Annotated in this window: 26 protein-coding genes; 13 read left to right on the top strand and 13 right to left on the bottom strand. The window is 60.5% G+C overall.

The window, feature by feature from the left end; all coding sequences use genetic code 11:
* The first annotated feature begins 123 nt into the window (after positions 1-123).
* From pufB (RMR24_RS13175) to RMR24_RS13115, 13 genes are all read left to right on the top strand, one after another.
* On the top strand, positions 124-267 hold the full coding sequence (gene pufB, locus RMR24_RS13175; RefSeq protein WP_310615539.1) for a light-harvesting antenna LH1, beta subunit: 144 nt from the start codon (positions 124-126) through the stop codon (positions 265-267).
* A 44-nt stretch (positions 268-311) separates the two neighbouring features.
* Entirely contained in the window at positions 312-536 is a 225-nt protein-coding gene (locus tag RMR24_RS13170; protein ID WP_310615538.1) for a hypothetical protein, read from the top strand.
* Positions 537-546: 10 nt separating this feature from the next.
* Positions 547-756: a light-harvesting antenna LH1, alpha subunit gene (gene pufA / locus RMR24_RS13165; protein ID WP_100146164.1), complete on the top strand. Its 210-nt coding sequence runs from the start codon at positions 547-549 to the stop codon at positions 754-756.
* 83 nt (positions 757-839) lie between these two features.
* Complete coding sequence (pufL, locus tag RMR24_RS13160) at positions 840-1,676, top strand: photosynthetic reaction center subunit L (RefSeq protein ID WP_310615537.1); 837 nt, start codon at positions 840-842, stop codon at positions 1,674-1,676.
* Between the two features lie 48 nt (positions 1,677-1,724).
* Positions 1,725-2,702, top strand: a complete 978-nt coding sequence (gene pufM / locus RMR24_RS13155) for a photosynthetic reaction center subunit M (protein WP_310615536.1) — start codon at positions 1,725-1,727, stop codon at positions 2,700-2,702.
* Entirely contained in the window at positions 2,699-3,760 is a 1,062-nt protein-coding gene (pufC, locus tag RMR24_RS13150; protein ID WP_310615535.1) for a photosynthetic reaction center cytochrome PufC, read from the top strand. The genes pufM and pufC overlap by 4 nt, the downstream gene beginning before the upstream one ends.
* A gap of 31 nt (positions 3,761-3,791) precedes the next feature.
* Positions 3,792-4,619 carry a hypothetical protein gene (locus tag RMR24_RS13145; protein ID WP_310615534.1) on the top strand — a complete coding sequence of 276 codons (828 nt, stop codon included), beginning with the start codon at positions 3,792-3,794 and terminating at the stop codon, positions 4,617-4,619.
* A complete protein-coding gene (gene crtD / locus RMR24_RS13140) occupies positions 4,612-6,144 on the top strand; it encodes a 1-hydroxycarotenoid 3,4-desaturase CrtD (RefSeq protein WP_310615533.1) in 1,533 nt (510 codons plus the stop codon). The genes RMR24_RS13145 and crtD overlap by 8 nt, the downstream gene beginning before the upstream one ends.
* Complete coding sequence (locus RMR24_RS13135; RefSeq protein WP_310615532.1) at positions 6,141-7,004, top strand: carotenoid 1,2-hydratase; 864 nt, start codon at positions 6,141-6,143, stop codon at positions 7,002-7,004. Before crtD ends, RMR24_RS13135 begins: the two co-directional genes overlap by 4 nt.
* 104 nt (positions 7,005-7,108) lie before the next feature.
* A complete protein-coding gene (gene pufB / locus RMR24_RS13130) occupies positions 7,109-7,261 on the top strand; it encodes a light-harvesting antenna LH1, beta subunit (RefSeq protein WP_019429105.1) in 153 nt (50 codons plus the stop codon).
* A 12-nt stretch (positions 7,262-7,273) separates the two neighbouring features.
* A complete protein-coding gene (locus tag RMR24_RS13125) occupies positions 7,274-7,471 on the top strand; it encodes a light-harvesting protein (RefSeq protein WP_310615531.1) in 198 nt (65 codons plus the stop codon).
* 53 nt (positions 7,472-7,524) lie between these two features.
* Positions 7,525-8,922 (top strand): PucC family protein, encoded by a 1,398-nt coding sequence (locus RMR24_RS13120; RefSeq protein WP_310615530.1) that lies wholly within the window; start codon positions 7,525-7,527, stop codon positions 8,920-8,922.
* 203 nt (positions 8,923-9,125) lie between these two features.
* Positions 9,126-9,254, top strand: coding sequence for a hypothetical protein (locus RMR24_RS13115; protein WP_310615529.1), 129 nt, complete (start codon positions 9,126-9,128; stop codon positions 9,252-9,254).
* A 57-nt stretch (positions 9,255-9,311) separates the two neighbouring features.
* Here the strand turns inward: RMR24_RS13115 and RMR24_RS13110 are convergent, their stop codons facing one another.
* Genes RMR24_RS13110 through bchB form a run of 13 tightly spaced genes read right to left on the bottom strand, consistent with a single transcriptional unit; the run spans position 9,312 to position 24,849 of the window.
* Entirely contained in the window at positions 9,312-9,755 is a 444-nt protein-coding gene (locus tag RMR24_RS13110; RefSeq protein ID WP_310615528.1) for a BLUF domain-containing protein, read from the bottom strand.
* 17 nt (positions 9,756-9,772) lie between these two features.
* Positions 9,773-10,924, bottom strand: a complete 1,152-nt coding sequence (locus tag RMR24_RS13105; RefSeq protein WP_310615527.1) for a phytoene/squalene synthase family protein — start codon at positions 10,922-10,924, stop codon at positions 9,773-9,775.
* The gene (locus RMR24_RS13100; RefSeq protein ID WP_310615526.1) at positions 10,911-12,488 is read right to left on the bottom strand and encodes a phytoene desaturase; all 1,578 of its coding nucleotides are present in this window, start codon (positions 12,486-12,488) and stop codon (positions 10,911-10,913) included. The genes RMR24_RS13105 and RMR24_RS13100 overlap by 14 nt, the downstream gene beginning before the upstream one ends.
* Before the next feature lie 8 nt (positions 12,489-12,496).
* Positions 12,497-13,279 carry a putative photosynthetic complex assembly protein PuhE gene (gene puhE, locus RMR24_RS13095; RefSeq protein WP_310615525.1) on the bottom strand — a complete coding sequence of 261 codons (783 nt, stop codon included), beginning with the start codon at positions 13,277-13,279 and terminating at the stop codon, positions 12,497-12,499.
* Positions 13,273-14,355, bottom strand: coding sequence for a magnesium-protoporphyrin IX monomethyl ester (oxidative) cyclase (gene acsF / locus RMR24_RS13090; protein WP_310615524.1), 1,083 nt, complete (start codon positions 14,353-14,355; stop codon positions 13,273-13,275). Before acsF ends, puhE begins: the two co-directional genes overlap by 7 nt.
* A 29-nt stretch (positions 14,356-14,384) precedes the next feature.
* Positions 14,385-14,864, bottom strand: a complete 480-nt coding sequence (gene puhC, locus RMR24_RS13085) for a photosynthetic complex assembly protein PuhC (RefSeq protein ID WP_310615523.1) — start codon at positions 14,862-14,864, stop codon at positions 14,385-14,387.
* Positions 14,861-15,553, bottom strand: coding sequence for a photosynthetic complex putative assembly protein PuhB (gene puhB / locus RMR24_RS13080; RefSeq protein ID WP_310615522.1), 693 nt, complete (start codon positions 15,551-15,553; stop codon positions 14,861-14,863). The genes puhC and puhB overlap by 4 nt, the downstream gene beginning before the upstream one ends.
* Positions 15,550-16,314: a photosynthetic reaction center subunit H gene (gene puhA, locus RMR24_RS13075; RefSeq protein WP_310615521.1), complete on the bottom strand. Its 765-nt coding sequence runs from the start codon at positions 16,312-16,314 to the stop codon at positions 15,550-15,552. Before puhA ends, puhB begins: the two co-directional genes overlap by 4 nt.
* Before the next feature lie 28 nt (positions 16,315-16,342).
* Entirely contained in the window at positions 16,343-17,803 is a 1,461-nt protein-coding gene (locus RMR24_RS13070; protein ID WP_310615520.1) for a BCD family MFS transporter, read from the bottom strand.
* Complete coding sequence (gene bchM, locus RMR24_RS13065; RefSeq protein WP_310615519.1) at positions 17,800-18,507, bottom strand: magnesium protoporphyrin IX methyltransferase; 708 nt, start codon at positions 18,505-18,507, stop codon at positions 17,800-17,802. Before bchM ends, RMR24_RS13070 begins: the two co-directional genes overlap by 4 nt.
* Before the next feature lie 33 nt (positions 18,508-18,540).
* On the bottom strand, positions 18,541-19,452 hold the full coding sequence (bchL, locus tag RMR24_RS13060; RefSeq protein ID WP_019429120.1) for a ferredoxin:protochlorophyllide reductase (ATP-dependent) iron-sulfur ATP-binding protein: 912 nt from the start codon (positions 19,450-19,452) through the stop codon (positions 18,541-18,543).
* Entirely contained in the window at positions 19,449-23,291 is a 3,843-nt protein-coding gene (locus RMR24_RS13055; RefSeq protein WP_310615518.1) for a magnesium chelatase subunit H, read from the bottom strand. Before RMR24_RS13055 ends, bchL begins: the two co-directional genes overlap by 4 nt.
* Positions 23,266-24,849, bottom strand: coding sequence for a ferredoxin:protochlorophyllide reductase (ATP-dependent) subunit B (gene bchB / locus RMR24_RS13050; protein ID WP_310615517.1), 1,584 nt, complete (start codon positions 24,847-24,849; stop codon positions 23,266-23,268). The genes RMR24_RS13055 and bchB overlap by 26 nt, the downstream gene beginning before the upstream one ends.
* Between the last annotated feature and the right edge of the window lie 12 nt (positions 24,850-24,861).

The raw sequence follows: 24,861 nt of genomic DNA, 5'->3' as shown, positions 1-24,861 counted from the left end.
ACAACAGCAGGTGCCGCCGCGTGCGATGCCGCTCATCCGATGTCGTGGCCTTTGGCTGCGGATGCCCATCTGCGCGGGCTGTGCGCAACCCGGGTCGCAAGGCCTCTTTAGAAGGAGCAAAACATGTCCACCAAGACATCAATTTCCGGACTCTCCGATGAGGAAGCCCAGGAGTTCCACCATTACTGGATGCAAGGCGCCGTGGGCTTTACAGCTGTTGCTGTATTCGCTCACATCCTGGTCTGGGCGTGGCGTCCCTGGTTCTGATTCAGAGCCTGATTTTTAAACCCTAGATTGACGGAGTCACTGTCATGCAAAACACAACGTATCTCAATGAGGACCATTCGCGTGCGGATGAATCTCAAGCGTACTGGACTATTTTTTTCATCAGTTTCGGATTTCTCTTCGCGTTCGTCGTACTGGTCAAACTGGTCGGCGTTCAGTGGCGTGATCTGTTGCCCGGTGCAGAGGATGCCAAGAGCATGAGCCATGGCGTGAAAGCTGCGGTGTACACCTTCATGTCCAACATCACTTAGGAGATTCACCATGTGGAGAATTTGGCGACTTTTCGATCCTTTGCGTGCCATGGTATTGCAAGGCATTTTCTTGTTTGGTTTGGCCGCGATGATTCACCTCATCTTGCTCAGCACGAACAAATTCAATTGGCTAGACGGCGCGAAAAAACCCGTAGCAGCATCGGCGCAAAACTCGCCGCTGCCGACTTCGGTGGCTTCGCTCACCTTGCCCAAGTCCTGATCCAGGACTTGCCGTTCAGATGCCGTCATTGAACCCGTGTCAATGCGGCATCTGTTGATCCACTGAAGCAGGAGGACCCAACCATGGCCATGCTAAGTTTTGAGAAAAAGTACCGTGTCCGCGGAGGTACCCTGCTGGGTGGTGATTTGTTTGACTTCTGGGTCGGACCGTTTTACGTCGGCTTCTTCGGCGTGACAACCTTGTTCTTTTCGTTCCTGGGCACGGCGCTCATTTTGTGGGGAGCCTCACAAGGCCCGACCTGGAACCTTTGGCAGATCAGCATCGCACCGCCTGATTTGTCTTACGGCCTTCGCCTGGCGCCTCTGATGGAGGGCGGGCTTTGGCAATTCATCACCGTCTGTGCACTGGGAGCCTTTGGCTCTTGGATGTTGCGTGAGGTCGAAATCTGTCGCAAGCTGGGCATGGGCTATCACGTCCCTGTGGCTTTTGGTGTCGCTATTTCAGCGTACTTCACGTTGGTGGTGATTCGCCCTGTGCTCATGGGTGCTTGGGGCCACGGTTTCCCCTACGGCATTTACAGCCACCTCGACTGGGTGTCCAACGTGGGCTACCAGTACCTGCACTTTCATTACAACCCGGCGCACATGATCGCCGTGAGTTTCTTCTTCGCCAGTGTGTTCGCCTTGTCGCTGCACGGTGGCCTGATCCTCTCGTCCACCAACCCCACACCGGGCACCGTGGTCAAGACGCCCGAACACGAAGACACGTTCTTCCGCGACATCATCGGTTACTCCATCGGCACCCTGGGCATCCACCGCTTGGGGCTGTTCCTGGCACTGGCTGCCGTGCTGTTCAGCGCCCTGTGCATTGTGCTCAGCGGTCCCTTCTGGAGCCGTGGCTGGCCCGAGTGGTGGAGCTGGTGGTTGAACATGCCCATTTGGTCCCAGTGGCCTGTCTGAGTTGGACTGCACACACAGACCGAATCTAAAGAATTGAGGAGACAGCCCATGGCCGATTATCAAAACCTGTTCACCACGGTGCAAGCCGTGGGACCCGTACACCAAGGGGTAGCACTTGGGCATGGCAATAGCCCACGCACCGGACAACCCCTGCTGAGCTATTGGATTGGCAAGTTGGGTAACGCCCAGCTGGGGCCGATCTATTTGGGGGGCCTTGGCTTGGCTTCTCTGTTTTGCGGTCTGATCGCGTTCACCTTGATTGGCATGAACATGCTGGCCTCGGTCAACTACGACCCGATTCAGTTTGTGCGTCAGCTGTTTTGGCTGTCTCTTGAGCCACCGCCTCCGAGCTACGGGCTGAGCATTCCACCGCTCAACCAAGGCGGTTGGTTTTTGATCGTGGGCCTGTTCTTCACAGCCTCGGTCATGCTGTGGTGGGCGCGCACCTACCGCCGTGCGGTGGAGCTGGGCATGGGCACACACATCGCATGGGCCTTTGCTGCGGCCATTTGGTTGTTCTTGGTGTTGGGCTTGTTCCGCCCGATTTTGATGGGCTCTTGGGGCGAGGCCGTGCCGTACGGCATCTTTCCTCACCTGGACTGGACGGCCGCATTCTCACTGCGTTACGGCAACCTGTTTTACAACCCGTTCCATGCCTTGTCGATTGTCTTTTTGTACGGCTCAGCCTTGCTGTTTGCCATGCACGGCGCCACGATTTTGGCCGTGACCCGCTTTGGTGGTGAACGCGAAATTGAGCAAATCACCGATCGCGGCACTGCCTCGGAACGTGCTGCCTTGTTCTGGCGCTGGACCATGGGCTTCAACGCAACCATGGAATCGATTCACCGCTGGGCTTGGTGGTTTGCTGTTCTTTGTCCGATCACCGGTGGCATTGGCATTTTGCTGACCGGCACCGTGGTAGACAACTGGTACCTGTGGGCCATCAAACATGGTGTGGCGCCGCCATACCCCGAAATTTTCCCAGCGATGACAGATCCAGCGCTCAGCATCGGAGGCAAGCCATGAACACGTTTATTCTGAACACACCGCAATGGGTGGACCGTTTGGCCAAGTGCTTCGGGTTAGCCTTGATCGGTCTGGCGCTGTCAGGCTGTGAACGGCCAAGTCCCGAATCGGTACAAAGCGGCTACCGCGGTACTGGCATGGTGCAGGTCTACAACGCGCGTTTGCTAGAAGCCAAGACCGAAGTCAATCAGCCGCCTTTCGTCATTCCTTCGCCCGGTTCTGATGGCCCCAAGGCTTCGCAAGCGTACAAAAACGTGAAAGTTTTAGGCAACTTGAGCGTCGGCGAATTCAACCGCCTGATGGCCTCTATGAGCAGTTGGGTGGCGCCGCAAGAGGGCTGTGCTTATTGCCACGCTTTGCCCAATTTTGCAGACGACAGCAAGTACACCAAAGTGGTGGCGCGCAAGATGATTCAGATGACGCAACACATCAACGCCGACTGGAAACCCCACGTCGCAGAGACGGGTGTGACGTGCTACACCTGCCACCGCGGCCAGCCTGTGCCTAGTGCCGTTTGGTTTAAGTCTGATCCGCAGCCCAAAGCCGCCAACTTCATCGGGGACAAGGCGGGACAAAACACGCCTTCGCCCGTGGTGAATTTGTCTTCGCTGCCCAACGATCCGTTCACGCCATTTTTGTTGGGTGATGAAAAAATCCGCGTCAATGGGCCGACCGCGCTGCCATCGGGTAACCGCCAGTCGATCAAGCAAGCCGAGTGGACCTATGGGTTGATGACCCACATGTCAACGTCTTTGGGCGTGAATTGCACCTATTGCCACAACACACAGTCGTTCCAAAGCTGGGAGAAAAGTCCGCCTCAACGTACGACGGCTTGGCACGGCATACGCATGGCGCGTGACCTCAATACGAGCTACATGGAATCTTTGACCGACGTGTTCCCGGACCATCGCAAAGGACCCACAGGGGATGTGCCCAAGCTCAATTGCGCCACTTGCCACCAAGGTGCCTACAAGCCTCTCAACGGTGCGCAGATGGCCAAAGACTTTCCAGAGTTACAAAAGCCCGCTTTGCTGAACACCAAAGTGTCTGCCAAGTAAACCTCAGACTCGCCAAGTCGGACACCACCTCATGCCCAGTCTCCAGCCACCACATGACCCCCTCTCGGGGGTGGTGGTGGTGGTGCTTGTTGATTTTTTGCGTCAGCATCGCAGCTGGGGCTGGTTGCGGATGGTGGCTGGCGGTGCCCCCTACAAACAGGTGCCAGGCTTGACCACGGTCAAGGTCATGGGCAGCGGCCATGGCGGGGGGTTCAGCTTGCGACCCAGCCCCTCGCATCAAGGTCTGATTTGTACCTTCACACACCTCGACCTCGCTCTCCAATTTCTGGACAGCCCTGCCGTGCAGGCCTACCGCAGTCGCGCACGCGAATGCTGGACGGGCGTGATGGCGGTGCAGTCGGCCCGAGGTCATTGGGACAAACAAGCTTGGCAAACCAGCAGCGCTCAGGCCTTGGGCCAGCACAAGGGCAGTGACGATTCACAGAGTGCCCCTTTTGCCGTGCTGACACGGGCCAGCATCGTGCCCTCTAAGGCCATGGCGTTTTGGCGTTACGCACCCGCTGCACAAGCCGATTTGTCGCTGGCTCCTGGTTGCTTGCTGGCCATGGGTTTGGGCGAAGCACCGTTGGTGCGTCAATGCACCTTCAGCTTGTGGCGAGACACGGGGGCCATGGTTCAGTATGCCCAGCAGGGCGCACATCAGGTGGCCAGTGCAGCCGCGTACAAGCACCAGTTTTTTTCTGAATCACTCTTTGTGCGCATGCAAGTGCTGCAAATGGCTGGGGTGTGGCAGGGTCAGCGTTTTCAGTTGGCACATCCGTCGGCTCCCAGCGGTGCCGCGCTTGTGGGTCATCCCTCTGTTGCGGATACCTTTGTGCCCGAGGTTAGCCATGTCTGAGCACCGCGTCGTGATCGTCGGCGCTGGCATGGGTGGCTTGAGCAGCGCCATTGTGTTAGCGCATCAAGGCTTGGATGTCACGGTCGTCGAAGCCACGGGCGACCCCGGCGGCAAGGTGCACAGCCGTGAAGTCAACGGCGCGCACATCGATAGCGGTCCTACCGTGTTCACCATGCGCTGGGTGTTTGACGAATTGCTTCGCAGCGTGGGCACCAGTGTCGAAGCTGAGATGAGTATCACGCCCTTGCAGGTGCTGGCGCGGCATTTTTGGCCCGATGGCAGCTGCCTTGATTTATCGGCCGATGCGCAGATCAGCGAAGCGGCCATCGCCGCTTGGTCGGGTGGCGACGAAGCGCGACGCTTCCGAGATTTTTGTGTCACCACGCGCCAGTTGTATGCTGCCCTAGAAGGCCCGATGATTCGTGCCCAGCGCCCCAGCATGGGTGGCTTTATGGGGAACTTAGGTTTCAAAGGCTTGGGCGTGCTGGCCCAACTCGGCCCCATGCGCAGCCTGTGGCAGCAGTTGGGGCACCAATTCACCGATCCGCGTTTGCGCCAATTGTTTGCGCGATACGCCACCTATTGCGGCTCATCGCCTTGGGAGTCACCCGCCACCCTGATGCTGATTGCCCAGGTCGAGATGGACGGAGTCTGGTCGGTCAAAGGCGGCATGGTCGGCATGGCTCAGGCGCTGGCCCGCGTGGCTCGTCGCCGTGGCGCGGTATTTCGCTATCACAGTACCTGTCAGCGCATTGAAAAGCGTCAGGGCAGGGTGTGTGGCGTGCGCTTGCAGTCGGGTGAGTTTTTGCCCGCGGACCGCGTCATCTTCAATGGCGATGCCTCTGCTTTGCGGCAAGGTTTGTTGGGTGACGAGGTGCGACATGCCGTGCCTCACGATGCGCCGCCGCGGTCAATGTCTGCCTTGACGTGGTCCATGCACACCGCGACAGAAGGTGTGGCACTTGACCGCCACAACGTGTTTTTTCAGAACACTTACGCCAGTGAGTTCGAGGACATCTTCAAGCGCCAGCGCCTGCCGCAAAAACCTACCGTTTATGTCTGCGCACAAGACCGGCCTGCGTCACTGGCAGTCGGCCAAGCTGAGCGTATTTTTTGTTTGGTCAACGCCCCCGCCAGCGGTGATGGCAGCGCGATCACCGAGGAGGCTTTAGAACAATGCCAAACACACACTTTTCAACACCTGCGTCAGTTGGGCTTACACCTTCAACCCACGGCGACCCAAAGTCTGCGCACCACGCCGCAGGATTTCCATCGGCGATTTCCAGCCAGTGGGGGAGCCCTATACGGGCAGGCGACGCACGGCTGGACCAGCATCTTCAGCCGACCTGGCTCCAACACGCCCCTGCCGGGCCTCTTTCTGGCGGGGGGCAGCGTGCATCCGGGGCCGGGCGTGCCGATGGCGGCCTTGTCAGGGCAGCGTGCGGCCGAGGCCCTGATGGCGAGCCTCGCTTCGACCAAGATGTTCCAGCTGGGGGCTACCTATGGTGGTACATCGACGCCATGAGTGACGATGGCCAACACGGCATCACCCTCATTGCTTTTGTGGGCAGTGTGTTTTCGCCTTATTACGCCTGGGCGCGTCAGCGTGGCCGCATGAACCCCGACAACCATTGCGCATTGAATGTGGCCCTCTACAGCAAAGGCAAAGGCCGTTGGGCCATGACTGAGCGAGGCCACAGACATTCAGCGCGCAGTGCCCAAGCGTTCATCATTGGTCCGAGTCAGCTGGCGTGGGACGGTGATTGTTTGACCATCGACATCAACGAGGTGTGCGTCCCGCTGCCACGGCGCATCCGAGGCCGTATCAAGCTGTGGCCTCAACAACTGTGCGCCTTCTCGACGCGTCTTGATGCATTTGGCCGACACCGCTGGGGGCCTTTGGCGCCAGCGTCGCGGATCGAGGTCGAGTTGAGCTCCCCCGATCTGAAGTGGCAGGGTCATGCTTACTTGGATTCGAACGAGGGCGACGAACCCATCGACCAAGGTTTTCACACCTGGGACTGGTCGCGTGCCCGTATGCGTGATGGCAGCACCTTGGTGTTCTACGACATGCAAGCCCCACACACGCAAGACCGCGTGCTCTCGCTGCGCTTCACGCCCAAAGGCAAAGTGGAAACCATCGACACGCCACCTGTTCAACGCTTGCCCAAAACGGGTTGGCGCATCGATCGCCGTATGCGCAGTGAGCAACCTGTTCAGGTGCAAGAGCAATTGGAAGACACGCCCTTTTATCAGCGCGCCTTGCTGCAATTTGATCACGCAGGTGAGCCCTTGCTCGCCTTCCACGAAACCCTGTCGGTGCCGCGTTTGGTGTCACCGGTGGTTCAAGCCATGCTGCCTTGGCGCATGCCGAGGCGGGCTTGAGATGAACACGCTTGAACTCGCTTTCAAGGTAACCCCATTCCTGGCCATGGTGGCCTTGAATAGCCCTCGTGCGGGCCGTGCACGTCTTCTGCAAGGAGAAAACTATGTCTAATTCAGACAAAGTCTGGCCAACGGGACTGACCGAGGCCGAATCGGAAGAGATTCACCGCAATCTCATCCAGGGCACGCAGATATTCGGCATGATTGCCGCATTTGCCCATCTGCTGGCCTATATCTATTCACCCTGGCTCAAGTAAAGGAGACACCTCATGATTTACGCAAAAATGTGGTGTGTGGTGAAACCATCGGTTGGCATCCCTGTGTTCATTGCTGCTGTGGCGATCTCGTCCTTCAGCGTGCACTTGGCCCTGACCATGAACACCACCTGGGTGAAAAACTTCCTCAACGGCAGCGCCAAAGTGGCTCTGGTGGCACCTGCCGCGGCAGATGCCAAAGGGAAGACATAACGGGTGCAACCCGTCGATCGGCCAAGCGCGAAAGCGCTTGGCCTTTCCAACGTATGACCAAAACCAAAACACATGCCTCATGGGCGAATTCACTGGCCTCGATGGGTCCAAGATTCCTGCCCTTTGCAGACGCTGCCAGCGATGACTTGCCGCTGTCTCGTTTGCTGCGCTTGTCGCTGTTTCAAATTTCTGTCGGCATGGCCATGGTCATGCTGGTGGGCACCCTCAACCGCGTGATGATTGTGGAGCTGCAAGTGCCCGCCACGCTGGTGTCGTTGATGGTGGCCCTGCCTTTGCTAGTGGCGCCGTTTCGTGCGCTCATTGGATTTCGCTCAGACAACCACCGCTCGCAACTGGGCTGGCGGCGTGTGCCCTACATTTGGATGGGCAGTTTGCTGCAGTTCGGTGGTTTCTCCATCATGCCTTTTGCCCTGCTGGTGTTGGCCGGTGCAGGCCAGTCAAGTCAGGCCCCCAGCTGGGTGGGTTTGGTGGGGGCTGCTGGTGCTTTTGTGTTGGTGGGTATAGGCATGCACACGGTGCAAACTGCAGGTCTGGCGCTGGCCACTGACTTGGCCCCGCCCGAGAGTCAACCCAAGGTGGTGGGCCTCATGTATGTGATGCAACTGGTCGGCATGATCGGCAGCGCCTTGATGTTGGGCCATTTGCTTCGTGACTACAGCCCCGGTCAGCTGATCCGCGTGGTGCAAGCTGTGGCTGTGATGACGCTGGTGCTCAATGTGGTGGCCCTGTGGAAACAAGAGCCGCGCAGCCGCACACGCAAACCTGGTACGCCGCTTGAGCACACCTTCGCTCAAGCCTGGCAACTGTTTTGTCAAGGACCAAACACCCTGAGGCGCTTGCTGGCCGTGGGCTTGGGCACCATGGCCTTCACCATGGAAGATGTGTTGCTCGAGCCCTATGGCGGCGAGATTCTGGGCTTGAGCGTCTCCACCACCACCATGCTCACCGCCACGCTGGCGCTGGGTGGCTTGATTGGGTTTGCTTGGGCCTCGCGGGTGCTCAGTCGTGGTGCAGACGCTTACCGCATGGCGAGTTGGGGGGCTTGGGTGGGCGTGCCAGCGTTTGTGGCGGTGATCGCCTCGGCCCCGCTAGATTCGCCCGTTTTGTTTGCCTTGGGCATTTTCTTGATTGGCTTGGGTGGCGGTTTGTTTGCCCACGGCACGCTCACGGCCACCATGCAAATGGCGCCACCCGAGCATGTCGGTTTGGCCATGGGTGCTTGGGGCGCTGTGCAGGCCACGGCAGCCGGTGTCGGCATGGCTCTGGGCGGTTTGGTGCGCGATGGCGTGGCGCTGGGCAGCAGTTCGGTGGTGGGTTACTCAGCCGTGTATGGTGTTGAAATTGGGTTGCTGGCGCTGACGCTGTGGGCCATGCTCCCGTTGATGCGGCCTTGGCGTGCACTTGATGCAACACCAGCGTCACCTCTATAGTTCATCCATTCCCTATTTTTTGCGACTCTCTTTATCTTCACTCAACACAAGGAAAACACCATGGAAATCAAACACATCCTCATCATCATGTTTGTCGTTTTTTGCGCGTTCATGGTGGCCAATTGGTTGAATCGCCCCAAACGTCCATTCCATAAAACGCCGGATGCTTCTTGACAGAACGTTTTTAAAACAAGGTTTAAACCATGAACAAATTGACAATTTCTCAAATCCGCCAAAAGTCGGGCACCTACTACGCTGTTGGCATTGCGCTGTTTTCTTCGTTTTTCTTGGTGATCGCCGTGATCGCCAAGTTGATTTCAAGCAACAGCTAAACAGCAGCAGTTGGCCAGCGCAGAGGCTTTGCTCTGGGCACCAGCGACGGGTGACGCTCAGGAGCCCGTCATCTCAATTGGCTGACCCGTCGCCACCCAATCCAGCAGCTGCGCCATCACCTCTGGGCCAGAGGTGGCGTAGGGGTCAAACTCAGGATGCTGCCTGTTGACCATCGGGTCGTTCACGGGCAGCCGTATCAATGCCATGGACCACTGGCCAAACAAACGTTCCTTGATTTCTTCGTAATGCAGCACGTCTACGGCGTGGTGTCGCTTGTCGACACAAATGCGTCGGTACAACGCGTTCACGCGGCTGCGTTCGCCCTCCAGCACTTGAAAAAAGAAACCCTGGCCTTGACACAGCACGCCTGTGATGCCGTGCACCGCATTGTGTGTTTGCGCCTGCAGCAAGATGCTGGTGGTGACAGTGGTGGTTTGCGGCCCCACTGCGTGGCTGACATACAGCAAACGCACCTGGATGTTGTGGCGGTTGTCTTTCATCGTTGTGGCCTCGGGCGTTAGGTCGTTTGTTGCGGGTTGTTGAGGCCCAGACGCTCTGCTTCCCGGCGCTCAAGCAACTCGAACATCCAAGCGACGCGCTGTGGCATGGCGCGGTTTGGAAAAAAAGCTTTGTGGCCTGTGAACGGCGTGGCGTTGCGGCAGCCTTGCACCATGTCGACGATGGCGTCCAGCGGCTCAGGCGTGTGTTCGCTCACGCGGATCCAGTGCACTTGGGTCCAAGCGCTGGCCAGTAGCATGAGCTTGCGTGTGGTGCTCACCACCGTGCGCTTGTTGACTGAGTCCAAGCCTTCGCGGCGCAGTTGGTGGCCGATCTCGGCGTAGATCATGCTGGCCGCACAAATGGCAGCGCGGCAGTCGGGCGGCAAGGCGGCGATGCCCGAGTGTGCTTGTTTGTAGAGTCGGTCTGCTTCGCCTAGCAAGCGCGTCACCACTTGGGCAATGCTGTGTGTGAATTTAGGCTGTGCCAACCATGCGTCGGGGTCGATGCCCGCTTCGAACAACCATTGACGCGGCAGGTACAAGCGACCAATGCTGGCGTCGTGTCCCACGTCGCGGGCAATGTTGGTCAGCTGCATGGCCACGCCTAGCTCGCAGGCGCGCGCCAAGGTGTCCATGTTGTGCGTGCCCATGATCCAAGCCATCATCGCGCCCACACTGCCCGCCACGCGGGCACCGTAGGCATGCAGGTCTTCAATGCTGTCATACGTGCGCCCAGCCGCATCCCAGGCAAATCCCTCGATCAGCGCGTCCAGCAAATGGCGCGGCAGTTTGTACTGCTGCACCAGCAGGCTCAAGGCGTGGTCTTCGACGTGGTCGTGCGGTGTGCTCGCATAGATGGCATCCAGGCGCGCTTGCAACACCACCAAAGGCGTGTCGCCGGGGGCGGCTTCGTCAACCAGGTCATCAGCCACGCGGCAAAAGGCATACAGCGCGATGGCGGCGGTGCGGATGCGTGGTGGCAGCAAGCGGCTGGCTGCAAAGAAAGTTTTGGAGCCGCCTTGCATCATGGCCACACAGGCTTGCAGGTCGTGCGAGTCGAAGTCGAGTTCTTTCATCACCGCAGGCGCAGCGGGCGTGATCACGGCATACAGGTGAGGTGTTGCGCTTGGTGTGTGTGTGTGTGGGTGCGCGCGTTCAGGCATGGACATGGGGTACCACCGATTCCAAAGCTTTGGCCGACATCAACACGCCTGGCACGCCCGCGCCCGGGTGCGTGCTGGCACCCACCACAAACAGGCCTGGCACATCCTCGCTGCGGTTGTGGGGACGAAACCACGCGCTTTGCAGCAACAAGGGCTCCAGGCCAAAGCCCGCGCCTTTGTAGGACCACAAGTTGTCGTGAAAGTCCTGCGGCGTGGTGACCTTGCTGGTCACGATGCAGTCGCGCAGACCGGGCAGCACGCTAGCCTCCAGGCTCTCGGCAATCGCTGCGCGGTAGGTCTCGGCAAAGGCGGGCCAGTCGGTGCCGCTGTCCAGGTGCGGCACGGGCGAGAGCACATAAAAGGTGTCACAGCCTTCGGGTGCCATCGATGGATCGGTGGCGGTGGGGCGGTGCAAATACAGACTGAAGTCGTCGGCCAGTTGGTGCTTTTTGAAGATGTCTTGCAGCAGGCCTTTGTAGCGTGGGCCCAGCACCATCATGTGGTGTGGCACATCTTTGTACTGGCGTGAGGTGCCGAAGTACCAGACGAACAAGCCCATGGAGTATTTGCCATGGGCGATCTTGCGGTCGGTCCAAACGCGACGGTGCTCTGGGGCCACCAGATTTTTGTAGGTCCAGGCTGTGTCGCCGTTGCTGACCACGATGTCTGCGGGCACGAATTCGCCGTTTTGCAATTCAACACCGCAGGCGCGGCCACCTTCAATTCGTATCTGCGTCACGGGCGCGTTGCAGCGCAGCGGTACGCCGCGCTCTTCCAATAAACCGACGAGTCCTTTCACGATGGCCCCGGTGCCGCCCATGGCCGAGTGCACACCCCAGGTGCGCTCCAGCGAATTGATGAGCGCATAAGCGCAGGTCACGGCAAAGGGGTTGCCGCCGATCAGCAGCGGGTGAAAGCTCATCACGATACGCAGCTTGTCGTTGCGGATGTGCTTGGCTACCAGGGTGTACAGGCTGCGCCAGGCGCCCATGCGCAAGAAGTCGGGGATGGCGGCCATCAGGTCGCTGACTTTGTCAAAAGCCATGTCGCCCATGCCCTCGAAACCCAGCGTCTTGCACCGCTCGGCTTCTTCCAAGAAACGTTCATAGCCGGGCAAATCCGAGGGCTCAAAGCGAGCCACTTCGGCGCGCATGTGCTCGGCGTCGCCGTTGTAGTCAAACCAGGTGCCGTCTGAAAACCGCACGCGGTAAAACGGGTTCATGGCCACCAGCTTCACATCGTCTGCAAAGCTTTTGCCGCACAGCGCCCACAGCTCTTCGAGCAAAAACGGCGCGGTGATGATGGTGGGGCCAGCATCAAAAGTGAAGCCATCTTGGTGGTGCACATAGGCACGGCCACCGGGGGCATCGAGTTTTTCAAACACCTTGACCTCGTAGCCTTTGACGCTGAGGCGGATGGCTGCGGCCAGTCCGCCAAAGCCGCTGCCAATGACCACCGCCACGGGGCGTTGGTGTGTGCGGCTCAGCTCACCGGCACTGGGGCGTGGCGGGATGCTCGGTGTGTCAAAGCCATCGGCGCGCAGGGCAGGGGTGAGGGTCAGGGTGTTCATGGGGGCCTTCAAGGGGGTGTGGTCAAAGCCGGTTTGGCGGTCTGGCCCATGGCCCAACCCCACAGCCGCTCCAGTGGCCAAGGAAAAATCATGATGACGTGTTCAACGATGGCCAGCCCCAGCAGCGTGGCCAACATGACCCAACCGGTGGTGATGGCCACGGCACCTTGTTGGGCCAGCCAGACCAGCCAGAACCAGGTGCCCATGGCCACGCCCATTGAGAGCACGAACCACAGCGTCATGTCGCGGGTGCGGAAATAGCTGGCCAGGTACTTGAGGTGCGCGGGCAGGTATTGCGCGCCGTTTTGCGGCACGCCAAAAAACAAATTCAGTTTGGCCGACAGGCGCATGCACCACAGCAGCGCAAAGGTGCAAATGGCCACGTGGTTGTGCTGGCCTTCTTGCATCCACCACAGCACAGCGAAGTTGGCCAATAAGGCCAGCTCGTGGTAGAGCATGACCTGCACCGATTGCACAAAACGCGGCCAACCGGTGGCACCCGCATCCAATGGCGTTTTGCGCGGGCCGGTGATCCAGCCAGTCAAAAAGGCCAGCTCGTGCCAGCCCCACATGACGATCACGCTGCCAAAGGCGAGGTAGGCGTTGAACACGCTGACCTCTTGCATGCTCTGGGCCACACCCCAAAAACTCAAAGCCAAAAGCACCGTCCAGCCGCCTAAGCTAAAACGAAAGCTGCGCGCAGGCAGTCGGTCGAGCCACAAAATCACGCCCGTGCCGAGCCACCAGCACAGGGCCGTGAACACGCAGGCCCAGACGACTTCATTCACCATGCCGGTTCCATGCGGACCTGAGGCGATAGGTCTTGTTCAATCACGGGCATGAAGTAAAGGCGGGCAAAAGTGGCGGCGGCTTTGATCGCGCACACGCCTTGTTGCAGCTTGCCCACCACGCCGCCGCGCGCCTTGGCTTTTTCCATCGCTTGCGAAATGGCAAACAGGCGCTCCAGGCCCCGGCGGAAATTAGGGTGGTCGGTGTCTAGCGCCAGCGGGAAGACCTGTTGCGTGATGGCCGTGGTGATGCGGAACACCTGGTAGTCGTACTCACTCGAATCGAGGCCCATGGCTTCGTGCAGCATGGGGCGGGTGTGGTCGCGCACGTACATGGTGGCGTACACCGCCAGCAAGAAAAAGCGAATCCACAGCTTGTTGGCACCGCTGAGCAACTTGGGGTTGGCGCGCATGATCAGGGCAAAAGACTCGCCATGGCGGAACTCGTCGTTGCACCACAGATCGAACCAGCGAAAGATAGGGTGGAAGCGTTTTTCGGGGTGCTTTTCGAGCTGGCGGAAGATGGTGATGTAGCGTGCGTAACCGATCTTTTCAGACAGGTAGGTCGCGTAGTAAATGTATTTGGGCTTGAAGAAGGTGTACTTCTTGGTGCGCTTCAAGTTGCCCAGATCGATGCCGAGGTTGAAGTCACGCAGCGACAAGTTGATGAAACCCGCATGGCGCGATTCGTCACGCGCAAGATATGTCATGAGTTGCTTGATGTCGGGGTTGGTGACGTTCTTGCGAATTTCGTTGTAGAGCACGCAACCGGAAAATTCTGACGTCAATGAGCTGACCAAAAAGTCCATGAATTCCTGGCGCATCTCGGGCGAGAGGCTGGCCATGCCCGCGGCCACTTCGCCCGCAAAGGCTTCGTCGCGCTGAAAGTGGTCGTGGTTGTTGTCGCCCTCGTACTCGGCCATCATCTTGTCCCACTCGGCGCGCACCGGCTCAATGTTGATGCGGTCCATGGCGGCGAAGTCGGTGGTGTAAAAACGCGGGCTGATCATGTCGCTGTGCACGGCCTTTTTGTTGGCGTCTTCAGCGGTTTCGATGGTGTGGACAGCAGTGGCGTTCATGGGGTTCTCCGGTACGGGTTCAATCAATTTCAACGGGCTGATTTCAATGGGGTGTCGTCGGTGCCCGCCAACCTGAGGCCTGCAAACACGGCCGCGTTGCTAGGGCCAAACGACTCCAGGTCAATGCGCTGTCCGGTGCTTGGGTCTTGCAAAGTCAGGCGGCCATCGGTGCGGCCGATCAACACAAAGGGTGCATCGCCATTCAGGCCTTCACGGTGGCGCTCGCGTGCCAAGGCGCGCAGGCTGCTGCGCAAAAAACCTTGCTCGCCGCTGAACTGGGCCACTTGCTGGCCTGTGCGCACGTCTAGCACGGCGACATCGCCGCTCGGCAGATCACGAAACTGCAGATCGCGCTGCCATTGCACCGCAGCGTCAGGTGTGCGTGGATCCAGTCCCGACCAACGCGCTAAACCGACGGCGACCAAAACGGCTAGCAACACCACGCCGATCCAAGCCATGGGTCGGTTCAGACTTTCAACCTGCCACTCGTGTTTGGGTAGCGTGCTCATGCCAGCATCCCTTGTGTGTTGTTTTTGGGTGGCGCGAGGGTGGCATGGCTGACAGCGACATCACCTAACTGCAGGTGTTGGCCCGCATGTTCGGCACGCCACAGCCTCAGCAACTGCTCGCCCACTTGCTGGCTGTTGGGTAAGCAGCGTAAAGTGGGCTGCGGTTGCGTCACATGCCATGCGCGCTGGTGCGGCCACAGGTGTGCCCAACCAATGCGATCTTCAGGATGAAGAGCCAGGGCAATGTCGCCCAGCCCGTTGGCGTAGGGCTTGACTGACGCACCCGCAATGCGCTTGTAGGGCAGGTTGAAGGTCAGTGTCAGCACGATACCAATGCGCATGACCACCCGTTTGTTGGTCAAGGTGTAGAGCGTGCTGCTAGCGGACAGCCAAGCGGTGCCCAGCAGCAAACCTAAGGCAAAGGCATAAAGACTAGCTGCGACCAGCAAAGGTTTCCATTCGACGTCAGCTGCAGCTTTCCAGCCAGTGCCGCTGTCTGGGGCCGTCAGGTTGAGCACTTGCACGGCCAGCATGAACGTGAAGTACACCGCGATTTTGCGCACATGAAACGCATGCACAGCCAAATGACGCCAAGCGGGGCTGCCTTGCCAAACCACATGTTCGCCGGCAGGCAGGGCACTGGGTAAGCCGGGGGCTGCTTCCCACTCGTGTTCGTGGGTGGCTTTCACAGCATGGGCTCCTGACGCTCAGGGGTGGCGTACAAAGTGCCCGCGCCGTAGTAAGCGGTGATTTTTTCTTCTTCGAGCAAGGTGATTTGCTCGGGTGATTTCGTCTGCGGCACGTTCACAAACTGGTGCGCAAGAATAGCTTGCACATGCGACCCGTCTTTTTTGACGCGTGCAAACGTCATGGGCAACAAGACACGCTTGTCCGAGTTCACCAACTGCACTTCGGCGTAGCGAAACAGCATCTCCATGCGGTCCACCCAGAGTTCGACCACAGTACCTGCAACCACCTTGTCAGCGCCCCAGACGGGCAGACCACGCGGGTCTACATCTTGTTTGGCTACCGAGTGGTCTGCAGCGACGCGCAGGGGCACGATCTTCGGGTGACCGTGTGGATCCATGTCAGGAATGTCGGCGCGCATGGCCCAGGCGCCCGGGCCCACGCCGGCCAGCAGCGGGTCACCCAGCGGCTCTAGCGGTGCGCCGTTCCAACCGTGCATGGGCTGTGCGCTGTACTCGCCGTCGGGGCGAGCCAAATCGGGAGACAAGTAGGTGTGACCGTCTTGCGTTTTGAACACCTTAGGCTCGGGCACCGGTGGCCAGCCTTCGATTTGGGGACCGTTGTCGCGGCCCGAATCCATGGGGTAGCCCTCGCGGTGGTTTTCACGTAAGAGGTAGTAAATCAGCCCCGCAAAGAATGCCCAAAACATGTACAAAACGATTTGGGCCACATCGATGTACTGTGTGATTGCGCCTGTTTCCATGGCTGTCTCCTTCAAAAAAATCGTTGCATCAGCCTGGCAGTTGTGCCAAGCCAAAGGGGGTGACGGGTTGACCGGTGTTTTGGGCTTGAGTGCGGGCGGCCAAACGGCTGGCGCGCAACATGGGGCCCAGTGCCACCAGCACGACAAACAACAAATACATTTCAAAGTGGTAGACGAAGCTGTAAGCGGTGATGGGGGTGACCAGCACCTCGCCCAACGCGCCTGACATGGCCAGCACCGAGACCCCGTCACGCAGCGCGCCACCGAACGCCATGGCGGCACCTGCACTGGTGGCTTGCACCGCGCCCCAAGTGCCCATGACCAAACCGGCCAAGTGACCGAGCGGGCTGCCGTCTTGCGCCATGCCCATGGCCATGACCAGCATGCCCACTGAAAACAAGCCGCCGCTGAAACCGATCAGGGTCACGCCGATGCGGAACATCCAAGCCGCCTCCAGGGGGCCCGAAAAAATCACCATGGCAAATGCGGGCAAGCCCAGCAGAATGCCCAAGCTTGCCAGGCGGCAGGCATGCAAGCCACCGACAAGCCAACGCGCCGACAAGAGAAAAGCCAGCAAGGCACCGCCCGCGCTGAGCGCTGTCAAGGCGCTGGTCATGCCCACGTCGAGTTTCAAAATTTCGGCCGCATAGGGCTCGAGCACGATGTCTTGCATGTTGAAGGCAAAGGTGCCCAAGGCCAGGGTCCACAAGAAGCGCCGCATCTGTGGTTGCGCCATCAGATCGCGCCAGCTGTTGGCAAAGCCACCGGCTTCGCGTTGTCCACGCTTGGCACTTCGGGCCTCTTGCTTCCACAGCGAAGCGAGGTTCATCACCGCCACTATGACCGCACAGCCTTGCACCAGCTGGATGAGTTTTTGTGGGCTGAAGTCATTCAGCACCAGGCCAAACACCGCGCTGCTGGCGATCATGCCCACCAAGAGCATGCTGTAGAGCAAGGCCACGACGCGGGGGCGTTTGTCGTCGCTGGCCAAGTCATGCGCTAGCGCCATGCCAGCGGTTTGCGTGACCTGGATGCCCGCACCCACCAGCACAAAGGCAAGGCACGCGCCGATCTGACCGACCCAGACGTTGGCGTGGTCAGACTCGGACAAGAGCAACAAGGCAAAAGGCATGATGGACAGACCACCAAACAGCAGCAAGGTGCCGGTCCACATGTAAGGAATGCGGCGCAGACCCAGCGCTGAAGGGTGGGTGTCGCTGCGGTAACCGATCAGCGTGCGCAGCGGGGCAAACACCATGGGAATGGCGACGGCCAAAGCCACCCACCAGGCGGGCACCTGCAGCTCGACGATCATCACCCGGTTGAGCGTGCCCACCAATAGCGCCGTGACCATGCCGATCACCACCTGAAACAGCGACAGGCGTAAGAGGCGCGCCATCGGTAACTCGGGCGAGGCTGCATCGGCAAACGGCATGAAGCGTGTGCCGTAAGCGGTGAGCCAGCGGGGGACCGGGATGCGCAGTTTCATGAGCGGGTCCACTCCCAGGCTTGTGAGGTGTAAAAACCACTGGCCACACGTTGCATGCGCGCGGCCTGCCAGCTTTGCAAATCTGTGTGGTCTTGCATGCGTTGCAGCAAATCGGCGTGTGCCACGGGTGAGAGCGATGGCGAGCGGTCGCTGCGCGGAAACAAGCGGCCCGCACTGTGCATCAAGGCCAAGAGCGGCGTGCGCGGCGCAAAGGTGAAGGCCATGGAGCCGCGTGTGCGTTGCGCCAGACCGGCCAGCGCGTGGGCGATTTGGTCGCTGTCATAGTGGATCAGCGAGTCCATGCACACCACATGGTCGAAGTGGCCCAATTCGGGGCTGAGCATGTCGCCCGACAAAAACTCCACCGAGCCTGGCAGGGTAGGGTGCTCGGCGGCCATGCGTTCAGCGGCGAGCTTGACCAAGGTGGGCGAGAGGTCGATGGCCACAACGTCGGCCCCGCGCAGGGCCGCTTGCAAGGCCAGCGCGCCGGTGCCACAACCAGCGTCCAGCACGCGCAGGCCGCGCAGGTCTTGTGGCAACCACGACAGCAGGGTTTCGCGCATGGTGTCGCGCCCGGCGCGCACGGTGGCTCGGATGCGGCCCACCGGCTCGTTCGAGGTCAGGCGGGCCCAGGCATCGGCCGCAGTGCGGTCAAAGTAGTGCTCGATCTGGCTGCGGCGTTGTTCGTAGGCGGTGGTGTTCATGACGTTCTTTCGTTCTGAGTGTTGGCGTGCAGATCAGTCGAAACCCAGCAGGTCAAAAATGTCGCGGTCTTTCATCGGGATGGAGGGCAGGGGGTCGGCTCCTAGCCACAGGGCGGCGGCCAAGCGCATGTACTCGTCCTGTACGGCCTTGACGGCAGGCGTCGGCTCCAGCTCGAACAAGGTGCACTTTTGCAAACGGCTCTTGCGGATCTCGTCGAGCATCGGAAAGTGCGCCATGGTTTTCAAGCCGGTGACTGCGTTGTATTTGTCGATCTGGTCGGTCGCGTCGCTGCGGTTGGCGATCACACCACCCAAACGCACGTTGTAGTTTTTGGCCTTGGCACCAATCGCCTGCACGATGCGGTTCATCGCAAAGATGGAGTCGAAGTCGTTGGCGGTGACGATGAGCGCGCGGTCGGCATGTTGCAGTGGGGCGGCAAAACCGCCACACACCACGTCGCCCAGCACATCAAAAATCACCACATCGGTGTCTTCGAGCAGGTGGTGTTCCTTGAGCAGCTTGACGGTCTGACCGACCACATAGCCGCCGCAGCCGGTGCCAGCGGGTGGACCGCCGGCTTCGACGCACATCACGCCGTTATAGCCCTTGAAGACGAAGTCATCGAGGCGCAGCTCTTCGGCATGAAAGTCCACCGTTTCGAGGGCGTCGATCACGGTGGGCATGAGCTTTTTGGTCAGGGTGAAGGTCGAGTCGTGCTTGGGGTCGCAGCCGATTTGCAACACGCGCTTGCCCAGTTTGCTGAAGGCCACCGAGAGGTTCGACGAGGTGGTGCTTTTGCCGATGCCGCCCTTGCCGTAAACGGCAAAGACTTTGGCGGTGCCGATTTTGACGGTGGGGTCCATCTGGAACTGCACGCTGCCCTCGCCATCGGCCCCACGGACCCTCTGGATGCTGTTCACGGGGATGCTGGTGGTTTCGATCATGCTGGGAGTCCTTCTTGTATGCCTTCGAGGCGGTCTTCAAGTTCTTCACCGGCCCGCAGCAAAGCTGTCATGGTTTCGGCGTCGGGTTGCCAGTACTGGCGGCGGGTGGCCTCCAGCAGGCGGTTGGCCACTTTGGCCGATGCGGTGGGGTTGAGCTGGGCCATGCGCTCGCGCATGGCGGGGTCCAGCACAAAGGTCTGGGCCAGTTGTTGGTAGACCCAGGGCTGCACTTGCCCTGTGGTGGCCGACCAACCCATGGTGTTGGTGAGGTGGGCTTCGATCTGGCGCACGCCTTCGTAGCCGTGTTGCAGCATGCTTTCGTGCCACTTGGGGTTGAGCATGCGGCTGCGGGTTTCCAGGGCCACTTGCTCGGTCAGGCTGCGCACCACACCGTCGCCTTGCGTCTGGTCACCGATGAAAACCGGTGGGGCTTCGGCCGCGTTGCCGTCGCGCTGGTGCTTGGCTTGCAGCACGGCGCGGCTGATGCCACCCAGGGTGTCGAAATAGGTGTCGATGCTGGTCACGCCCAGCTCCACCGAGTCGAGGTTTTGGTAGGTGAGCGAGACACTGGCCAGCGCGCTTTGCAGCACGGCGGTGTTGCGCACCGGACGGCCTTCGCGGCCGTAGGCAAAGCCTTTGCGCTGGGTGAAGGCGTCGCCCAATTCGTTTTCGTTTTCCCAGCAGCTGCTGTCGATCAGGTGGTTCACATTCGCACCATACGCGCCTTCGGTGTTGCCAAACACCCGCAGCGAGGCGCATTCCAATGTGCTGCCTTCGTGCTCAGCCAAAAAAGCCAAGGCATGTTTGCGGATGAAGTTCTGCTCGGCCGGTTCGTCGGCGCTGGCGGCCAGGAAAGACGCTTCGGCCAGCAGGCGAATCTGCATGGGCAGCAGGTCGCGGAAGATGCCCGACAAGGTGATGACCACGTCGATGCGGGGGCGGCCGAGTTCGGCCAAGGGAATCAGTTGTGCACCGGCCAGGCGACCGTAGCTGTCAAAACGCGGTGCGGCACCCATCAAGGCCAAGGCCTGCGCCATCGGGCTGCCTTCGGTCTTGAGGTTGTCGGTGCCCCACAGCACCATGGCCACGGTTTCGGGCAGGGCTTGGTGGTCTTGCTGGTAACGTGCCAACAGCTTTTCGGCCTGGCGCTGGCCGTCGCGCACGGCAAAGGCGGACGGCATGCGGAAGGGGTCCAGGCCATGCAGGTTGCGGCCCGTGGGCAGCACGTTGGCGTTGCGGATCAGGTCGCCTCCGGGGGCGGGCTGCAGGTAGCGACCGTCCAGCGCACGCATCAGGCCTTGCATTTCGTGGTCTTCGCCCAGCAGGCGGTTGCTGCGCACCAGCTGGCGCAAACTTTCGGCTTGTGCCTGGGCTTGGGTTTTGTCGCCAGCGGGCAGGTCGGTGCTGAACTGCGCGTTCAGTTGCGCTTCGCTGGCACCATCGACCAAGGCTTCCATGAGGGCGGCGTTTTGCGCGGCGTTCAAACCCATGGCATCGGCCATGACCTTGAGCGTGCCCAGACGCTGCTCACGGGTAGGGGCCTGGCCCATGACGTGCAGGCCTTCGGGGATGAGGGCGTATTCGAGTTCGAGCAACTGGTTTTGGAGCTGTTCGATCCAGGCAGTGGGGTCATCAGTCAGTGAGGCTGGAACGGCCAGATCGATGCTTTGCGCTTGCTCGCGGATCAGCTCGGTCAGGCTTTCGCGGTCTTGGGCTTGATCGGGGCTCATCTGCTGCCAGCGTTCGATGGATTGCTGCAGGCTGACCAACTCTTTGTACAGACCCGAGTGCGTCAGTGAAGGCGTGAGGTAGCTGACCAACGTGGCCGCGCCGCGTCGCTTGGCCAGCGCACCTTCGGACGGGTTGTTGGCGGCGTAGAGGTAAATGTTGGGCAGCGCGCCGATCAGGCGGTCGGGCCAGCACTGGGCCGACAGACCGGTTTGTTTGCCGGGCATGAATTCGAGCGCGCCGTGCGTGCCGAAGTGCAGCACTGCATCGGCCGCGTAGTCGTCGCGCAGGTAGCGGTAAAACGCGCTGAAGGCATGGGTGGGGGCGCAGCCGGTTTCAAACAGCAGGCGCATCGGGTCGCCTTCGTAGCCAAAGCCTGGTTGCACCGTGACCACCACCTGGCCAAAGGCCGCACCCAGCACAAAGATCGACTGGCCGTTGGTCAGGTGCTTGCCGGGGGCGGGGCCCCACTGCGCTTCGATGTCACTCAGCCAGCGCTCGTTTTGCACATGGTGGCCGGTTTCGATGGCGTGCAGCACATTGGCCTGCGTGCCGAACTGGCTGGCGTTGCCTTGCAGCAGGCGGTTACGCAGATCGTCCACGCTGTCCGGCAGCTCGACGCGGTAGCCTTCAAGTGACAGGCGCTGCAAGGTGTTGAAGAGCGACTGGAACACCGACAAATACGCGGCCGTACCCACGCTGCCCGCGTTGGGCGGGAAGTTGAACAGCACAATGGCCAGCTTGCGTTCGGCACGTGACTTGTCGCGCAGGCGCACCAAGCGCTCAACTCGTGCGGTGAGCATCTCGGTGCGCTCGCTGCAGGTGAACATGTCCTGGCTGCGCGGGCCACTGGGGAAAGTGCAGCCTTTGTCGCAACCGGTGCAGGTTTGACCAGCCGGGCCAGGGCGGCCGCCGTAAACCATGGGCAAGATCGAACCGTCGAGCTCGGGGATGGCCACCATGATGGTGTTTTCCACCGGCAGCAGGCCACGTGTGGAGCCACCCCATTGCTCGATGGACTGAAACTCCAGCGGGTGCGCGGCGATGTAGGGCACATCGAGTTCGCTGAGCGCCACTTCGGCGGCGCTGGCGTCGTTGTAAGCGGGGCCGCCGACCAAGGAGAAACCGGTGAGCGAGACCAGCGACTGGATTTTCGAATCGCCGCCATTCTTGAAAAACCGGTCCATCGCCGGGCGGGCATCCAGACCGCTGGCAAAGGCCGGGATGACGCGCAGGCCGCGTGCTTGCAGCGAGGTGATGACCGCGTCGTAGTGCGCGGTGTTGCCCGCCAGCAGATACGAGCGCAGCAGCAGCAAGCCCACGGCAGGCTGGTCTTTGCGGCCGTGGCCGGGCAGGTCGCTCAGCTGTTCGCTGATGCGGTTTTTCATCTGCGGGTGGTACAGGCCCACCTCGGGGTATTCGATCGGGTCTTCCGGCTGGGCCAAAGCGCGCAGGTGTTCGCGCGGGCCTTGCGCGTAGCGGTGCACCAAAGTTTTGACCAAGTGCTCGATGTTGTGCTCTGAGCCTGCCAGCCAGTAGCGCATGGTCAGGAAAAACAGGCGCAGGTCTTGTGCTGTGCCGGGAATGAAACGCAGCAGCTTGGGCAGTCGGCGCAGCATGGCCATTTGTTTGGCCCCGGCGCTCGAGGGTGCGCCGGTCTCAGAACCCGTGTCTTTGTTTTTGGCTGTGGGGCGCAGCTTTTTGAGCAAAGCCATCAGGCCCGTGGATTCGCGGCCCATGACCAGTTTGCCCATGCGCGTGAGTTGGGTGACCTGAGGTGCCGACATGATGCAGACCATGGCGTCGCAGTGCTCGCGGCGTGCTTGCAAGGCGTCGAGCACCGGCAGGAAATGGTCTTCCATGAACAGCATGGTGACGATCACCAGATCTGCTTGCGCCACCGCGGCCAGGCAATTGGCGAGAGCCGTTTCGCTGTCGCGCCAGGCCGAGGCGCTGTGGGTTTGCAGGTGCAGGCCCGGCAGGTCGCGGGCCAGACGCTCGGCCGCGCTCTCAGCAGCGCTGGCCAGGTGGCTGTCCATGGTCAGCAACACCACGCTCATGCGCGGGTGGTTGGTGGGCGACTTTTTAACGGCTGAAGTGGGCTTTGGCATCGTAGAGCGTCTCCACGGTAATGGTCGCCACACCCTGATCTAGGGCAAATCGTTCGGTGTTGCGGCGGGCTTTGCCGCGCACAAAGAACGGGATCTTTCCAAGTTCTTTTTCGGCTTCCACACTCCAGCTGGCTTGGTGTGAAGCGGCCATGGTGGGAGACGCGATAGGCGGCGGTGTAGCGGCTGACGCAGTCGCCGAAACAGGTGCCGGTGTCAGCTCGGCCGCGGGCCGTGTGCTGCCCAGATGTGAGGGCGCGGCACCGGCATGGAACTCAAAGTCTTCACGGAACATGCCGATCAGGTGTTCTTCCAGACCCATCATCAGCGGGTGCACCCAGGTGTCGAACAAGACGTTGGCGCCTTCAAAACCCATTTGCGGTGCGTAGCGGGCCGGGAAGTCTTGTACGTGCACAGGGGCCGAAATCACCGCGCAGGGGATGCCCTGGCGCTTGGCGATGTGACGCTCCATTTGCGTGCCCAAAATCAGCTCGGGCTGCAAGGCGTTGATCTGGGTTTCGACTTCGAGGTAGTCGTCGGTGATCAGCGCTTCGACGCCGTAGCGCTTGGCGCAGTCGCGCACTTCGCGTGCAAATTCGCGGCTGTAGCTGCCCAAGCCCACCACCTCAAAACCCATCTCTTGGCTGGCGATGCGGGCGGCGGCCACCACATGCGTGGCATCGCCAAAAATGTAGACGCGCTTGCCAGTGAGGTAGGTCGAGTCAACCGACTTGGCGTACCAGTGCGCGTGTGCGTTGGCGGGGTCTTGCGCGGGTTGGGGCAGGCCGGTCAGGGTGCAGACTTCGGCGATGAAGTCACGTGTGGCGTGGCTGCCCAAGGGCACGGTCTTGGTGTAAGGCTGGTCAAACTGGCGCTGCAACCACTGCGCGGCGGCCAGACCAATTTCGGGGTAAAGCACCACGTTGAAGTCAGCCTCGGCCAGTTTTTGCACATCGGCCACGCTGGCACTCAGTGGTGCGACCACGGCCACGTCCACACCGAGTTGGTTGAGCAGTTGGGTGATTTCCTTGACGTCGTCGCGGTGGCGAAAGCCCAGGGCGCTGGGGCCCAAGATGTTGCAGGTGGGGCGGGCCTTGGTAAGTTTTTCAACGTCTTCAGGCTTGTGCACCAAGTGGCGGCACAGTTGGTAAAAGGTTTCGCTCGCGCCCCAATTTTCCTTGCGCTGGTACGAGGGCAACTCCAGGGCCACCACGGGGATGGTCAGCTGCAGCGCCTGGGCCAGACCACCGGGGTCATCCTGGATCAACTCGGCGGTGCACGACGAGCCCACCAGCATGGCCGCAGGATTGAAGCGTGCCATAGCCTGGCGAGCCGCGTCTTTGAACAGCTCGGCCGTGTCGCCGCCCAGATCACGCGCCTGGAAGGTGGTGTAGGTGACGGGGGGGCGGCGTGGCAGGCGCTCGATCATGGTGAACAGCAGGTCGGCGTAGGTGTCGCCTTGCGGGGCGTGCAGCACGTAGTGCACATCCGTCATGGCGGTGGCCACGCGCATGGCGCCCACATGGGGCGGTCCTTCGTAAGTCCAGAGCGTCAGTTGCATGGTGTGTTCCTG

Source organism: Limnohabitans sp. (assembly GCF_031539105.1).
In the GTDB taxonomy this organism is placed as follows: domain Bacteria; phylum Pseudomonadota; class Gammaproteobacteria; order Burkholderiales; family Burkholderiaceae_C; genus Limnohabitans.
This window is presented reverse-complemented; position numbering and strand designations above follow the sequence as displayed.